Annotated in this window: 9 protein-coding genes; all 9 read left to right on the forward strand. The window is 72.0% G+C overall.

Annotated elements, in window-relative coordinates; all coding sequences use genetic code 11:
* Nucleotide 1: 1 nt before the first annotated feature.
* The 9 genes from rhaS to BM339_RS09295 all read left to right on the forward strand — a co-directional run bounded on the left by rhaS (nt 2) and on the right by BM339_RS09295 (nt 15,896).
* A complete protein-coding gene (rhaS, locus tag BM339_RS09255) occupies nt 2-1,087 on the forward strand; it encodes a rhamnose ABC transporter substrate-binding protein (protein WP_024935544.1) in 1,086 nt (361 codons plus the stop codon).
* Nucleotides 1,088-1,098: 11 nt separating this feature from the next.
* Complete coding sequence (locus tag BM339_RS09260) at nt 1,099-1,434, forward strand: L-rhamnose mutarotase (protein ID WP_021598295.1); 336 nt, start codon at nt 1,099-1,101, stop codon at nt 1,432-1,434.
* A 105-nt stretch (nt 1,435-1,539) separates the two neighbouring features.
* On the forward strand, nt 1,540-2,751 hold the full coding sequence (gene rhaI / locus BM339_RS09265; RefSeq protein WP_075020519.1) for an L-rhamnose isomerase: 1,212 nt from the start codon (nt 1,540-1,542) through the stop codon (nt 2,749-2,751).
* Between the two features lie 2 nt (nt 2,752-2,753).
* A complete protein-coding gene (locus BM339_RS09270) occupies nt 2,754-4,235 on the forward strand; it encodes a BNR repeat-containing protein (RefSeq protein WP_075020520.1) in 1,482 nt (493 codons plus the stop codon).
* Between the two features lie 25 nt (nt 4,236-4,260).
* Nucleotides 4,261-7,503, forward strand: coding sequence for a family 78 glycoside hydrolase catalytic domain (locus BM339_RS09275; protein WP_075020521.1), 3,243 nt, complete (start codon nt 4,261-4,263; stop codon nt 7,501-7,503).
* Between the two features lie 11 nt (nt 7,504-7,514).
* Entirely contained in the window at nt 7,515-9,566 is a 2,052-nt protein-coding gene (locus BM339_RS09280; RefSeq protein WP_075020522.1) for a bifunctional rhamnulose-1-phosphate aldolase/short-chain dehydrogenase, read from the forward strand.
* A 145-nt stretch (nt 9,567-9,711) separates the two neighbouring features.
* The gene (locus BM339_RS09285; protein ID WP_075020523.1) at nt 9,712-12,240 is read left to right on the forward strand and encodes an alpha-L-rhamnosidase-related protein; all 2,529 of its coding nucleotides are present in this window, start codon (nt 9,712-9,714) and stop codon (nt 12,238-12,240) included.
* 9 nt (nt 12,241-12,249) lie between these two features.
* Nucleotides 12,250-14,460, forward strand: a complete 2,211-nt coding sequence (locus tag BM339_RS09290; RefSeq protein WP_075020524.1) for an alpha-L-rhamnosidase-related protein — start codon at nt 12,250-12,252, stop codon at nt 14,458-14,460.
* 17 nt (nt 14,461-14,477) lie between these two features.
* A complete protein-coding gene (locus BM339_RS09295) occupies nt 14,478-15,896 on the forward strand; it encodes an L-fucose/L-arabinose isomerase family protein (protein ID WP_075020525.1) in 1,419 nt (472 codons plus the stop codon).
* The last annotated feature ends 37 nt before the right edge of the window (nt 15,897-15,933 follow it).

A 15,933-nucleotide genomic window follows, 5' to 3' on the forward strand; every position in this document is an offset into this window, starting at 1 on the left:
GATGACCACTCGTTTGCGCGCCCCGCGCCGGCTGGCCGCCGTCGCCACGGCGAGCGTCCTGGCCCTCAGCCTGGCCGCCTGCGGCGGAACCACCAAGGACTCCTCGTCCGGCTCGGGGGACGCCAAGTCCGGCGGGAACGCCTCCGCGAACCCGAACGCGCCGCTGAAGAAGGGCCTGAAGCTGGCCTTCCTCCCCAAGCAGGTCAACAACCCCTACGAGACGATCGTCGACAACGCCGGCATCGCGGCGACCAAGGAGTTCGGCGGCGAGGCCAAGGAGGTCGGCCCGTCCGACGCGTCCGCGTCCTCGCAGGTCTCCTACATCAACACGCTGATCCAGCAGCGGCACGACGCGATCCTCATCGCCGCCAACGACGAGAACGCGGTGTGCGGCCCGCTCAAGCAGGCGATGTCCAAGGACATCAAGATCGTCGCCTACGACTCCGACACCAACCCCGACTGCCGCGACCTGTTCATCAACCAGGCCAGCTCCGAGGAGATCGGCCGCAGCGAGGTCAAGCTGCTGTCCGAGCAGATCGGCGGCAAGGGCGAGATCGCGATCCTGTCGGCGACCGCGAACGCCACCAACCAGAACACCTGGATCAAGTTCATGCAGGACGAGCTGAAGAAGCCGGAGTACTCCGGCATGAAGCTCGTCAAGATCGCCTACGGTGACGACGACGACCAGAAGTCGTTCCAGCAGACGCAGGGCCTGCTGCAGGCCTACCCGAACCTGAAGGGCATCATCTCGCCCACCACGGTCGGCATCGCCGCCGCGGCCCGCTACATCTCCGGCTCCAAGTACAAGGGCAAGGTCGCGCTGACCGGCCTCGGGACCCCGGACCAGATGCGCAAGTTCGTCAAGGACGGCACGGTCGAGGCGTTCGAGCTCTGGGACCCCAAGAACCTCGGGTACCTCGCGGCCTACGCGGCGGCGGCGCTGTCGTCCGGCCAGATCACCGGCGCGCAGGGCGAGAAGTTCAAGGCAGGCAAGCTCGGCGAGCGCACGATCGGCGCCAATGGCGAGGTCATCCTCGGCCCGCCGACGGTCTTCGACGCCAAGAACATCGACCAGTACCACTTCTGATCCCAGCCGAGATGACGACGTCCGAAAGCAGGAAGCGCGTGTGCTTCCTGCTGAAGGTCAGGCAGGACCGCCTGGAGGAGTACAAGCTGCGCCACCAGGCGGTCTGGCCCGACATGCAGAACGCCCTGCGCGACACCGGCTGGCACAACTACTCGCTGTTCCTGCGGGAGGACGGCCTCCTCGTCGGCTACCTGGAGACCGACGACTTCGAGGCCGCCCAGGAGGCCATGGCCCGCACCGAGGTCAACGCCCGGTGGCAGGCGGAGATGGCGCAGTACTTCGAGGACCTCGACGGCCGCCCCGATGAGGGCATGCGGCCGCTGACCGAGGTCTTCCACTTGGACTGACCGGTGACTGGAACGGAGCGCCAGCGGAGTGGAGGGCACCGGTCAGTCGCACTTGCCGGGGGGTCTGGGGGGTCGTCCCCCCAGCTTTATAGGAGAGAGGTAACCGTGACAGACACCAGCGCGGTGAAGGACGCCCTGCGCCGCCAGCAGATCGAGACTCCCTCGTGGGCGTACGGGAACTCGGGGACCCGGTTCAAGGTCTTCGCCCAGCGGGGCGTGCCGCGCACCCCGCAGGAGAAGATCGACGACGCCGCGCAGGTGCACCGCTTCACCGGCGTCGCGCCCAGCGTGGCCGTGCACATCCCCTGGGACAGGGTGGACGACTACGCCGCGCTGGCCGCGCACGCCAAGGAGAGGGGGGTGCGGATCGGGGCGGTGAACACCAACGTCTTCCAGGACGACGACTACATGCTCGGCAGCGTCACCAACCCCGATCCCGCCGTCCGCCGCAAGGCCCTCGACCACCTCCTCGAAGCGGTCGACATCATGGACCTCACCGGCTCCCGCGACCTGAAGCTGTGGTTCTCCGACGGCACGAACTACCCGGGGCAGGACGACATCCGCGCCCGCCAGGACCGGATGGCCGAGGCCCTCGCCGCCGTCTACGAGCGGCTCGGCGACGACCAGCGGTTCCTGCTGGAGTACAAGCTGTTCGAGCCCGCGTTCTACATGACCGACCTGCCGGACTGGGGCGCCTCCTACGCGCACTGCGTCAGGCTCGGCCCGAAGGCGCAGGTCGTGGTGGACACCGGGCACCACGCGCCCGGCACGAACATCGAGTTCATCGTGGCGTTCCTGCTGCGCGAGGGGAAGCTCGGCGGGTTCGACTTCAACTCCCGCTTCTACGCCGACGACGACCTGATGGTCGGCGCGGCCGACCCGTTCCAGCTGTTCCGCATCATGCACGAGGTGGTGCGCGGCGGCGGCTACGACGCGTACACCGGTGGGGGGGCGACCCCCCACACCCCCCAGCAAGAACGTGGAGCCGGCGTCGCGTTCATGCTCGACCAGTGCCACAACATCGAGCCGAAGATCCAGGGCCAGATCCGCTCGGTGATGAACGTCCAGGAGGCCACCGCGAAGGCGCTGCTGGTGGACATGGACGCGCTGCGCGCCGCGCAGGAGTCCGGCGACGTCCTCGGGGCCAACGCGGTGTTCATGGACGCCTACAACACCGACGTCCGGCCGCTGCTCGCCGAGCTGCGCGAGGAGATGGGCCTGCACCCGGACCCGGTCGCCGCCTACAAGGCGTCCGGCTACTACGAGCGGGTGGTCGAGGAGCGCAAGGACGGCCAGGCCGCCGGTTGGGGCGCCTGACCATGGCCGGGACGCTCCGCCGGGGCGGCGCCGCGACCGCGGCCCTGGCCACCGCAGCCCTGGTCGCGGCGGCGCTCACCGGCGCCGGCCGGGCCGACGCCGCCGCGCCCGCCGGGGAACGGGCCGCGGGCCCGGCCCTGCAGAGGCTGAAGGACACGCGGCTGGACGCGAAGGCGCTGTACTTCGTGTCCTATGACGGCCTGGTCAACAACGGCTCGTTCCAGCAGAGCGGCATCCTCACCTACGCGGGCTACCAGTACGCCGGCTGGTACACGGCCGACCGGAGCGCGGTCATCGCGCGGCGGCACCTGCCGAACGGCCCGTGGAAGAGCGTGACGCTGCCGCACAAGCTCAGCACCGACGACTCGCACAACGTCATCTCCATGGGCGTGTCGCCGCAGGACGGCCGCCTGCACGTGGCGATGGACACCCACGGCAACCAGGTCTACTACACCAGGTCCGAGCCGGGGCTCGCCTCCGATCCGTCCCCGGGCCGCTGGGACGCGTCCCGCTTCGGACCGGTCCAGCGCACCCTCGACGGCACCGACCTGGGCGGCATCACCTATCCCCAGTTCGCCGTCACGCCCGAGCGCAGGCTCCAGCTCGTGTACCGGACGGGCGGCTCCGGCAACGGCACCAACGAGATCGCCGAGTACGACGCGGCGGGCGGCGGCAGCTGGACCAGGCTCGGCAAGTGGTCCGGCGCCGCCGGCACGTACTCCGGCAACGGGCAGACCAGCACCGCCCGGAACATGTACGTGCACGGCATCACCTACGGCTCGGACGGCCGCCTGCACGCCGCGTTCACGTGGCGCGAGCAGAACTTCGGCGTCCTGTGCCACCCGGGCGGCCTGTCCAACCACGACACCGGCTACGTGTACTCCGACGACCGCGGCCGCACGTGGCGCAACGACGCCGGCCAGGTCGTCGGCGCCACCGGCACCGCGGACCAGGTGGCGCTGGACGATCCGGGTCTGGTCGTCGACCCGCTCGACCCGAACCACGCGCTGATGAACCAGGAGAGCCAGGCCGTGGACGCGGCCGGCCGCCCGCACGTGGTCATCAGCTACGTGCCGGGCCGGTTCACCCAGTGCGTCACCGACTTCACCGCCCAGCGCAAGGCGTACTCGCGCACCTTCCACCTGACCCGCGACGCCGGCGGGAAGTGGCGCAAGGTCGAGATCCCGGTGCCGAACGAGGCCTTCGGCCGCTCCCGGATCGTGTTCGACAAGGCGGACAACGCCTACGTGATCATGCCGTTCGGGCGGATCGTCGCCGCGAGCAAGGCCGACGGCTGGACCGACTGGAAGCTGCTGTTCGACGGCACCCACTACTCCGGTGACCGCACGCTCAACGCCTTCGGCGAGGTCCTCGTCGACGACTCCCGGGTCGCCACCGACGGCGTCCTGTCCGTGATGTACCAGCAGAAGTCCACCGGCACCACCCCGTCCCCGATCCGCGTCATCGACTTCAAGCTCGGCTAGACGAGTCGACAAGGAGCACCCGAGGATGCCCCCAACCTCACCACGTCGCTGGACCGCCGCCGCCGTCGCGGCCGGGCTCGTCCTCGCCGTCGCCGCCCCCGCCCACGCGCGGGAGAGGGCGGCGCTGAGCGTCGCCGGGCTGGAGACCGAGCACGCCACCACCCCGATCGCCGTCGCCGACCCCGAGCCCCGGCTCGGCTGGCGGCTGACCTCGCGCGAGCGGGGCCAGCAGCAGACCGCCTACCGCATCTCGGTCGCCACCGCCGACGGCGGCGACACCGTCTGGGACTCGGGCCCGGTCACCGGGGCGCGGTCCTACGACGTCCGCTACGGCGGCCCGGCGCTCAAGCCGGCGACCCGCTACACCTGGCGGGTCAAGGTCGCCGACGCCGACGGCGACTGGACCGGCTGGAGCAGGCGGACCTGGTTCGAGACCGCGCTCGCCAAGGCCGGCTGGCGCGGCTCCTGGATCGGCGCCCACGGCGACGCAGCGTCCACCCCGGACCTGAAAGGCACCAACTGGATCTGGTACCCCGAGGGCGACCCGGCCGCCGAGGCGCCCGCCGCGTCGCGCTACTTCCGGGGGACGTTCGACCTCGCCGCGGTGCCGCAGGGCGCCCGGCTGGTCATGACCGCCGACGACGGCTTCACCGCGTGGGTGAACGGCGCCGAGGCCGGGTCACGCGACCCCGACCCGGAGGCGGAGAACTGGCGGCGCCCCATCGTCGTCGACGTGGCGTCCAAGCTCCGGCAGGGCCGCAACGTCATCGCCGTCAAGGCCACCAACGGCAGGGTCAGCCCGGCCGGGCTCCTCGGCAGGCTGGAACTGCCCGGCCAGGAGCCGGAACGGTTCGACACCGGCGCGGCCTGGCGCTCCGCCAACGAGGAGCCGTCCGGCGACTGGCGGGCGGCGGACTACGACGACGCGAGCTGGGCCGAGGCGAAGGTGCTCACCGCCTGGGGCGGTGCGCCCTGGGGCGAGGTGAGACCCGAGCGGCCCACCCTTCCCGAGCCGCTCCTGCGCCGCGACTTCGCCGTCCGGGGCAAGAAGATCGCCAAGGCCCGGCTGTACGCGGCGGCGGCCGGGTACGCCGAGCTGAGCCTGAACGGCAGGCGCGTCGGCGACGGGGTCCTCGAACCCGGCTTCGTCCGCTACGACAAGCGCGTCGAGTACACCACCCACGACGTCACCCGGATGCTGCGGCGCGGCGGCAACGTGATCGGGGCGCGCCTCGGCCGCGGCTTCTACGGGATGACCCAGCAGAACGTCTGGAACTGGCACGCCACGCCCTGGACGGCCGAGCCGCGGCTGCTGGCCCAGCTCGTCGTCACCTACGACGACGGCAGCACCCAGACCGTCGCGACCGACGGGTCGTGGCGCTACGCCGAGGGCCCGGTCCGGTTCGACTCCCTCTACGGCGGCGAGACCTACGACGCCCGCGAGGAGAAGCCCGGCTGGGACCGTCCCGGCTTCGACGCCTCCGCCTGGAAGCAGGCGGCGGGCGTGTCCGCGCCCACCACCACCGTGGTCCCGGAGGAGCACGAGCCGATCAAGGTCGCGCGCACGCTGCGGCCCGTCGCGGTCACCAGCCCCAAGCCGGGCGTCCACGTGTTCAAGATGCCGCACAACACCGCCGGCTGGGCCCGCATCCGGACCCGCGGCCCCGCGGGCACGAAGATCACCCTGAAGTACGGCGAGAGGCTCAACGCCGACGGCACCGTCCAGTCCGGCAACGGCCTGGTCACCGGACGCTCGCAGACCGACGAGTACATCCTCGCCGGACGCGGGACGACCGAGACCTGGGAGGCCCGCTACACCTACAAGGGCTTCCAGTACGTCGAGGTGACCGGCTGGCCCGGCGAGCCCCCCACGGTCGCCGATCTCGACGGCCGCGAGGTCCACAGCGACCTGAGCCCGGCCGGCTCGTTCGGCAGCTCCAACGAGCTGTTCAACACGCTGGAGACCGCCACCCGGCAGACCGTCGTCAACAACTGGCACGGCATCCCGACCGACACCCCGATGTACGAGAAGAACGGGTGGACGGGCGACGCCCAGCTCATGGCCGAGATGGAGATGGGCCGGTACGACCTGCGGCGGCTGTTCGCCAAGTGGATGACCGACCACCGCGACAGCCAGGGCTCGAACGGGCTCGTCCCCGCGATCGTCCCCGACAACGGGTGGGGCCTCGGCGACGGATGGCCGTCACCGCCGTGGCACGCCTCGTTCACCGTCATCCCGTGGCAGATGTACCAGCGGTACGGCGACCGCGACGTCCTGTCCGACAACTACCCCGCCATGCGCCGCTACCTGGACGACTGGCTCACCCGCGTCGACGGCGAGGGGCTCTACCCGAGCAAGCTGAACGACTACCTGGCCCCCGGGTACGGCGGCAACACGCCCGAGGACATGCGGCTGCACGGCACCGCCTACACCTACTCCAACACGCTGATCATCGCCGGCGTCGCCGAGGTCCTCGGGCAGGACGCCGACGCGGCCCGCTACCGGGCGGCGGCGGCGAAGATGAAGGACGCCTTCAACAAGGCGTTCCTGCGCGGCGACGCCTACGTCACCGACACCGACCCCGGCTACCGGCAGACCAACGCGCTGATCGCGCTGGCCCTCGGCCTGGCGCCGCAGGAGTCGCAGAAGGCCGTCACCGACCGGCTCGTCCGGGACGTCGAGGAGCGCGGCGACCACCTCAATACCGGCGCGCTCGGCACCAAGTACCTGCTGACCGAGCTGACCGCGCGCGGTCACGGCGAGCTGGCCTACAAGGTCGCCACCCAGCGCACCTACCCGAGCTGGGGCTACTGGATCGACAACGGCGCGACGACGCTGTGGGAGCGCTGGGACCTGGACGCCCGGTCCCGCGACCACGTGTTCCTCGGCGGCGCCATCGGCGAGTGGTTCACCGAGGACCTCGCCGGTATCGAGCCGGCCGCGCCCGGCTTCGACCGGATCAGGATCGCGCCGCAACCGCTGGGCGACCTGACGTCGGTGAACGCCTCGGCACCCACCCCGCACGGCCCGGTCACGGTCCGGTGGACGAAGTCCGGCTCCGGATTCGTCCTCCGCGTTACCGTCCCGGTCGGTGCCACCGCCGAGATCGAACTGCCCGCCGCGACCGCGGACCGGGTCACCGAGAGCGGGCGGGCGCTCGCCTCCGCCCCGGGCGTGCGCGTCCTCGGAGCCGGAGCCGGCGCCAACGGGAGCGTCGTCCGGGTGGCGGCCGAGTCCGGCTCGTACACCTTCCACGCACGCAAGTGAGGAGATATCCGATGACCGCCACTCCACCCGAGGTGGAGCAGCTGCTGGAACGGGCCAACACCCTCGGCTCGGACCCGCGCAACACCAACTACGCGGGCGGCAACGCGTCCGCGAAGGGCACGGTCACCGACCCCGTGACGGCCCGCGACGTCGAGCTGATGTGGGTGAAGGGCTCCGGCGGCGACCTCGGCACCCTCACCGAGCGGGGCCTGGCCGTGCTGCGGCTGGACCGGGTGCGCGCGCTCGTGGACGTCTACCCGGGCGTCGACCGCGAGGACGAGATGGTCGCCGCGTTCGACTACTGCCTGCACGGCAAGGGCGGCGCGGCGCCGTCCATCGACACCGCCATGCACGCCCTCGTCGAGGCCGCGCACGTCGACCACCTGCACCCCGACTCCGGCATCGCGATCGCGACCGCCGCCGACGGCGAGGAGCTGACCCGGCGGATCTTCGGCGACCGGGTCGCGTGGGTGCCGTGGCGGCGGCCCGGCTTCCAGCTCGGGCTGGACATCGCCGAGATCAAGCGCGCCAGCCCGCGGGCGATCGGGGTGATCCTCGGCGGGCACGGCATCACGGCGTGGGGCGAGACGAGCGAGGAGTGCAAGGTCAACTCGCTCGACATCATCCGCACCGCCGAGGCCTACATCGCCGAGCACGGCAAGGCCGAACCGTTCGGCGAGGTGATCCACCCGGCGCTGCCGGAGGACGAGCGGCACGCCCGCGCCGCCGCGCTGTTCCCGCTGATCCGGGGGCTGGCGTCCACCGACCGGCCGCAGGTGGGGCACTTCACCGACGGTGAGGCCGTCCTCGACTTCGTCTCCCGCGCCGAGCACCCCCGGCTCGCGGCGCTCGGCACGTCCTGCCCGGACCACTTCCTGCGCACCAAGGTGCGGCCGATGGTCCTCGACCTGCCGCCGGACGCGCCGCTCGACGACGTCAAGGCCCGCCTCAAGGAGCTGCACGCCGCCTACCGCGAGGAGTACGCCGCCTACTACGACCGGCACGCCACGGCCGAGTCGCCCGCGATGCGCGGCGCGGACCCGGCGATCGTCCTCGTGCCCGGGGTCGGCATGTTCTCCTTCGGCGCGAACAAGCAGACCGCGCGGGTCGCCGGCGAGTTCTACGTCAACGCGATCAACGTGATGCGCGGCGCCGAGGCGCTGTCGTCCTACGCGCCGATCGACGAGTCGGAGAAGTTCCGCATCGAGTACTGGGAGCTGGAGGAGGCCAAGCTCCGCCGGATGCCGAGGCCGAAGCCGCTCGCCACCCGGGTCGCGCTCGTCACCGGCGGCGGGTCGGGCATCGGCGCGGCCACCGCCCGCCGGCTCGCGGCCGAGGGCGCCTGCGTCGTCGTCGCCGACATGGACGTCGCGGCGGCCGAGAAGGTCGCCGCCGAGATCGGCGCGAAGGCGCTCCGCGCGGCGGACGCCGCCGTCGCGGTCGGCGCCGACGTGACCTCCGAGGAGGAGATCGCGGCGGCCGTCCGGGACGCGGTCCTGGCGTTCGGCGGCGTCGACCTCGTCGTCAACAACGCCGGCCTGTCGATCTCCAAGCCGCTGCTGGAGACGACCGCCGCCGACTGGGACCTGCAGCACGACGTCATGGCGCGCGGCTCGTTCCTGGTCTCCCGGGAGGCCGCCCGCGTGATGGTCGAGCAGGGGATGGGCGGCGACATCGTCTACATCTCCTCCAAGAACGGGGTGTTCGCCGGGCCGAACAACATCGCCTACGGCGCGACCAAGGCCGACCAGGCGCACCAGGTCCGGCTGCTGGCCGCCGAGCTCGGCGAGCACGGCATCCGCGTCAACGGCGTCAATCCCGACGGCGTCGTGCGCGGCTCCGGGATCTTCGCCGGAGGCTGGGGCGCCAAGCGCGCCGCCGTGTACGGCGTCGAGGAGGAGCGGCTCGGCGAGTTCTACGCCCAGCGGACGCTGCTCAAGCGCGAGGTGCTGCCCGAGCACGTCGCCGCCGCCGTCTTCGCCCTCACCGGCGGAGACCTGACCCACACCACCGGACTGCACATCCCCGTGGACGCCGGCGTCGCCGCCGCGTTCCTGCGCTGAGGAGGGGCGCTCCCGACCGAAGAGGGCCGGCCGGCGGCCCGGACGGCCGGCCGCGGCGCTCACATCGCCGCGGCCGACCGCCCCCACCCGGGCGCCGGCCGGCCCCGATGGGCCCACTCGACCAAAGGAACCCGAAGGGACAACGATGACCCCGGCCGAGAAGTTCGCGCGTTCCCGTGTATCCGTCATCACCTCGCTGGGCCTGGGCGCGGCCGCCCTGGTCGCCGTGCCGTCCGGCGTCGCCTCCGCGGCACCCCGAGATCCGCTGGGACTTCCGTCCCTGTCCCGCGCCGATCACTACGTCCTCGCCCCTTCCAGCCGGACGGTCCGTCCGGTGAAGGTGGGGGAGGCGCACGGGTTGAACGGCGACTACGTGACCGCCGCGTCCGAGAAGTCGGAGACGGAGGGGCACGACCTGGAGGCCGGGTCGTCCACGACCGCCAAGGCCGACGGCGTGATGACCCGTCAGACGGGCGACAAGGCCGGGGCGAGCTTCGGCTACCGCCTGCGCGTCACGCCCGGACGTCCCGTGACGCTCCGAGTGGAGGAGGCGGGCAGCGCCACCGCGCACTACGAGGTGCTGGTGAACGGCAAGGTCGTGCACGAGCGCGAGCCCGACCCGGCGCAGGCCGGAGTGTGGAGCGGCGACAAGGCCGGTCTCGTCCACTACGACGTGACCGTCCCGGCAGGGATCGTCGGATCCGCCAGGGAGATGCGGGTCTCGTTCCGGAACACCGACGAGCCGGGGCCGGGCGCCCGCATCCACGCCGTCTGGACCCTCTACAACGATGGCCGTGCCCCTGCGGCGCCCTACGGCGGGACGGTCGCGAACCCGTCCGGCGCCTTCCACCACGGGACGACCACCCTCACGTCCAACGAGTACGGCCGCCCCTACGTCGTCTACGACTTCGGTAAGGAGGTCGGCGGGCAGGTCCAGGTCACCGCCGACGTCCGCGAGGGCACGCCCAGGCTCGGCCTGGCGTTCAGCGAGAGCCCGCAGTACCTCACCACCGCGTCCGACTACAGCCAGGACCCGGTCGGTCTCGCCACCGAGACCCACTACTTCGACACCCAGGCGGGACGCTCCGCTATGACCGACCCGGTGATCCGGGGCGGTTTCCGCTACCTCATGGTGTTCCTGGACGGCCCCGGAAAGGTGAAGCTGTCCGACCTGCGGCTGAAGTTCACCGCCGACCCCGCCAACCCGGACCTCGACGGCTACAAGGGCGCGTTCCTGTCCAGCGACGACACCCTGAACCGGCTCTGGTACGCGGGCGCCTACACCGTCCAGATGGCGACGATCGACCCGACGACCGGGCGCCCCTACCCGGGCCGGGAGGGGCCGGTCCGCAACGACGCGATCGTCGGTGAGGGCGACAGCGTCATCAGCGACGGCGCCAAGCGCGACCGCATGATCTGGGGCGGCGACAACGCGGTCGCGGACCCGGTCTCGTACCTCTCGACAGGCCGGTCGGGCCCGTCCGCCAACGCGGTCGGGTTCATGGCCAAGGGGCAGGCGGCCAGCGGCCAGATCCCCGGCCTCTACCTGACCGAGCAGCACGGCTACAACATGAGCTGGGGCGAGTACGCGGCCTGGTGGGTCCACAACTACTGGACGCACTACCTCTACACCGGCGACCAGGCGTTCTTCGACACGTGGTACGACGCGATGAAGAAGAACGTCGCGTGGCTGGAGTCGAACGCCGGGGACGACGGCCTGCTCACCATGAAGGGCGCCGGCGGCACCTGGGGCTACGGCAACGACGCGGGAGGCACCTACGTCTCGTCCCTGTACGTGAAGGTGCTCGCGCAGGCCGCGCAGGCCGCCGAGGCCAAGGGCGACACCGAACTCGCCGCGACCTACCGCGAGCACGCCGCCCGCACCGCCAAGGCGGTCAACGACCACCTCTGGGACGCCGACGCCGGCGCGTACAAGGTCAGCCCATCCGACGGCCGCCACCCGCAGGACGGCAACGCGATGGCGATCGTCGCGGGCGTCGCCACCGGCGACCGCGCCGAGTCGGTGCTGAAGTTCTTCGGCGACGCGCTCGCCAACCCGCACGGCGACCTCACGGTGGACGAGCCGGGCGGTGTCGTCCCGCAGTACATCAGCCCGTTCGTGTCGTCCCAGTCGCTGCTGGCCCACTCCACCCAGGACGACATGGCGGGCGCGATGTCGCTGCTCCGCCGCACCTGGTACCCGATGCTCGGCAAGGCGCAGCCCGGCACGCTGTGGGAGAACGTCAACCCGTCCGGCGCGCCGCAGCTCGGCTCCTACACGAGCCTGTCGCACGGATGGGCCGCCGCGCCCACCTCGTTCCTCACCAACCAGGTCCTCGGCGTCACCCCCACGTCGGGCGGGTTCGGGACGTTCACCGTCCTGCCGCACCCGGCGAGCGGGCTCCGCTGGGCGCAGGGACGCGTGCCCACCCCGCACGGAAACATCACCGCCGCGTGGAAGCAGCGGGGAAGGACGTTCACACTCCGCGTCACTGCACCCGGAGGCACCACCGCCACCGCCGGCGTCCCGGCGGGCGGCGCGTCGGAGGTCCGGGTCGACGGAAAGGTCGTCTGGCACGACGGCACGGCCGTGAAGCCGGGCGTCACCGTCCGGGACGGCCTCGTGCGGATCCCCGGGCTGACCGGCACGTCCACCCTGACCGCCTCCCGCTGACCTGGAGTGATGATGGTCCCCCCCACCACCGCCCGCCGCTCCCTCGCCCGCGCAGCCGTCGCCGCCGCGCTCACGATCACCAGCACCGCCGCCCTGGCACTGCCCGCCGTCGCCGCGCCGCGCCCGCGCGGCCCCTGGCAGGACGCCTCCTACACCCCGCGCCCCGGCCAGTGGCGCCCCTACGTCCTGGCCCCGTCCAGCCGCGACGTCAAGCCCGTCACGGTGTTCAAGGCGGACCCCCGTCAGGGGGCGATCGACGGCTCTCCGGAGTCCGCGCTGAGGAAGGGCGGCGGCTCGGTCCGGCTCGGCGGCGCCGATGACCGGGCCGGTTCCCCGCTGCTGATCGTCGACTTCGGCAAGGAGGTCGCCGGGCATCTCAAAGTCCGGGTGAAGGGCACGTCCGGTTCCCCGAAGCTGCGCGCCTGCTTCTCCGAGTCGGTTCGGTACATGGCGCTGGATCCGGAGGCCAACGACGGCCAGGGGAAGATCGCGCCCGGCTGCGACACGGCCAACATCTGGAACGGCTTCCCCGGCCGGCCCTACACCGCGGACACCGACAGCCACGCCCTCCCGCTGGACGGCGTGAGCCTGCCCGGCACCGTCCGCGACACGGAGCTGCGCGGCGGTTTCCGGTACGCGACGCTGTTCCTGGACGGCCCCGGCGGCGTCGACGTCGACGCGATCTCCCTCGACTTCACCGCCGCGCCCGACCAGCGCGACCTGGACGGCTACCGCGGCCACTTCCTGTCCAGCGACGACCTGCTGAACAAGATCTGGTACGCGGGCGCCTACACCGTCCAGATCAACACCGGCGCCCCGGACACCGCCAAGAAGTGGCCCTACGAGCCGGGGGAGGGCGACCACGCCGACGCCCCCGTCCCGCACGCCGACCCGAACGTCTCCGTCATCTACGACGGCGGCAAGCGCGACCGGATCGTCTGGCAGGGCGACCTCGCCGTCCAGGCGCCCGTCGCCTACGTCAGCACCTACGACATGGGCTCGGTCGACAACTCGCTCTCCTCGCTCGCCGCGCAGCAGCTCCCGGACGGCTACATGCCCGCCGCGAGCCTGGTCGGCCAGCACAACCAGAACGAGCTGCGCACCTACGGCGAGTACGTCACGTGGTTCGTGGCGAACATGTACGACCACTGGTGGTACACCGGCGACCGCGCCTATCTGGACAGGTGGTGGCCGCAGCTCACCAAGGCGACCGCCTGGCTGGAGTCCGTCCGCGCCGAGGACGACGGCGGCCTGATCGGCTTCGCGAACTCCGGGTCGTGCGGCCACTACGGCTACTCCGACTGCGGCCACGAGACCTACGTCAACGCCCTCTACGCCCGCAACCTGGAGCAGATGGCCGCCATGGCGAAGGCGCGCGGCGACGCCTCGGCCGCCAAGACCTACGCCGACCGGTCCGCGGCCGTGAAGAAGGCCGTCAACGACCAGCTGTGGGACGACGGGACCGGCGCCTACCGGCTGTCCCGCGAGATCCCCGGCGCCTATCCGCAGGACGGCAACGTCACCGCGGTCCTCACCGGCATCGCCGGCGGCGACCGCGCGAAGCGGGCCCTCGCCTACCTCCGCGCCAACAACTGGACGGACATCGGGTCGCTGACGGTCTCCACGTCCACCCCGAACGCGAGCCTCCCGCCGTTCTACGCGCCCCTGCCGAGCGGGTTCGAGGCCGACGCCCGCCTGGAGACCGGCGACGCGTCCGGCCTGGAGCTGATCCGCAAGTACTGGGGCCACCAGCTCCAGCAGGACCCCGGCTCCACGTTCTGGGAGCACATGCAGCCGGACGGCACGCCCAACCTCAGGCAGTTCTCCAGCCTCGCGCACGGCTGGGCCGCGCAGCCGACCGTCACGCTCAGCTCCAGGGTGCTGGGCGTGCGCCCGGCCGCCCCCGGGTATTCGTCCTGGGCCGTGGTCCCGTTCACCGGGAAGCTGAGGTGGGCCGAAGGGACCGTGCCGACCCCGCACGGCGACATCGCCGCGTCCTGGCGCAGGACCGGGCACGGCTTCCGGCTCAAGGTCACCGCGCCGAGCGGCACCCGGGGCCGCCTCGCCGTCCCGGTCGCCCCGTCCACCCGGCGGGTCACGCTCGACGGGCGGACGGTCTGGGCCGCGGGCAAGGCCACCGCGCACGGTGTGTCCAGCGACGGCAGGTACGTCTACGTGGACGGGGCGCCCGCCGGGCGCCACACCCTCACAGCCCATTAGCCGACAGGAGGAGACGAATGGCAAACGACACAGCGCCGCCGGCGGTGAAGGTCGGACTGGTCGCCGGCGGCCTCGGCGCCTACTGGCCGCAGTTCCCGGATCTGCTGCCGCAGCTCAAGCGGTCCGCCGAGCGCGTCTCGGAGCGGATGCGCGGGCTCGGCGCCGAGGTGGTCGACGTCGGGTTCATCTCCGACGCGCAGGAGGGCGCGGCGGCGGCCGAGAGGCTCCGCGCGGCCGGCTGCGACATCATCGTCGGCTTCCTCACCACCTACATGACCGCGACGATGCTGGTCCCGGTCGCGCAGCGGGCCGACGCGCCGGTCCTGCTGATCAACCTGCAGCCGACCGAGTCGATGGACCACGCCACGTTCGACACCGGGCAGTGGCTCGCCTACTGCGGCGCCTGCCCGCTGCCGGAGATGGCGAACGCGTTCGCGCGCTGCGGCGTCCCGTTCCGCTCGGTCTCCGGCTACCTGGAGGACGAGCGGGCCTGGGCGAGGATCGGCCGCTGGGTGCGGGCCGCCGGGGTGCGGGCCGCGCTGCGGCGGGGCCGGCACGGGCTGATGGGCCACCTGTACCCGGGGATGCTGGACGTCTCCACCGACCTCACGCTCGTCAGCGCCAACTTCGGCGGGCACGTCGAGGTGCTGGAGTTCGACGACCTGCGCGTCCGGGTGGAGAAGGTCACCGACGCCGAGACGGCCGCGAAGAAGGCCGAGGCGGAGAAGATCTTCGAGCTGGACGCGTCCGTCGACGACGACGACCTCACCTGGGCCGCCCGCGTCGCGGTCGGCTTGGACCGGCTCGCCGAGGACTTCCAGCTGGACAGCCTCGCCTACTACCACCGCGGCCTGGACGGCGAGGTCCACGAGCGGCTCGGCGCCGGGATGATCCTCGGCGCCTCGCTGCTCACCGCGCGCGGGATCCCGGCGGCCGGCGAGTACGAGCTGCGCACGTCCCTCGCCATGCTGATCGCCGACCGGCTCGGCGCGGGCGGCTCGTTCACCGAGCTGCAGGCCCTCGACTTCCACCGCGGCCACGTCGAGATGGGCCACGACGGGCCCGCGCACCTGGCGATCAGCGCCCGCCGTCCCTTGCTGCGAGGGCTCGGCGTCTACCACGGCAAGCGCGGCTACGGCGTGTCCGTCGAATTCGACGTCAAGCACGGCCCGGTCACCGCGTTCGGGATCATCCAGCGGCGCGACGGCCGGTTCGCGTTCGCCGCGTCCGAGGGCGAGACCGTGGACGGCCCGCTGCTGCAGATCGGCAACACCACGTCCCGCGTCGACTTCGGCTGCGACCCCGGCGAGTGGACCGACGCCTGGTCCGCCACCGGCATCTCGCACCACTGGGCGCTCGGCACCGGCCACCGGATCGCCGACCTGAAGGCCCTGGCCGACCTCCTGGAGATCGAGCTCATCGAGGTGAGGCGCTGAACCTCACCGCACAGGATCGGGGGATCCACAACTGAGG

This window comes from Actinomadura madurae, assembly GCF_900115095.1.
Taxonomy (GTDB): Bacteria; Actinomycetota; Actinomycetes; order Streptosporangiales; family Streptosporangiaceae; genus Spirillospora; species Spirillospora madurae.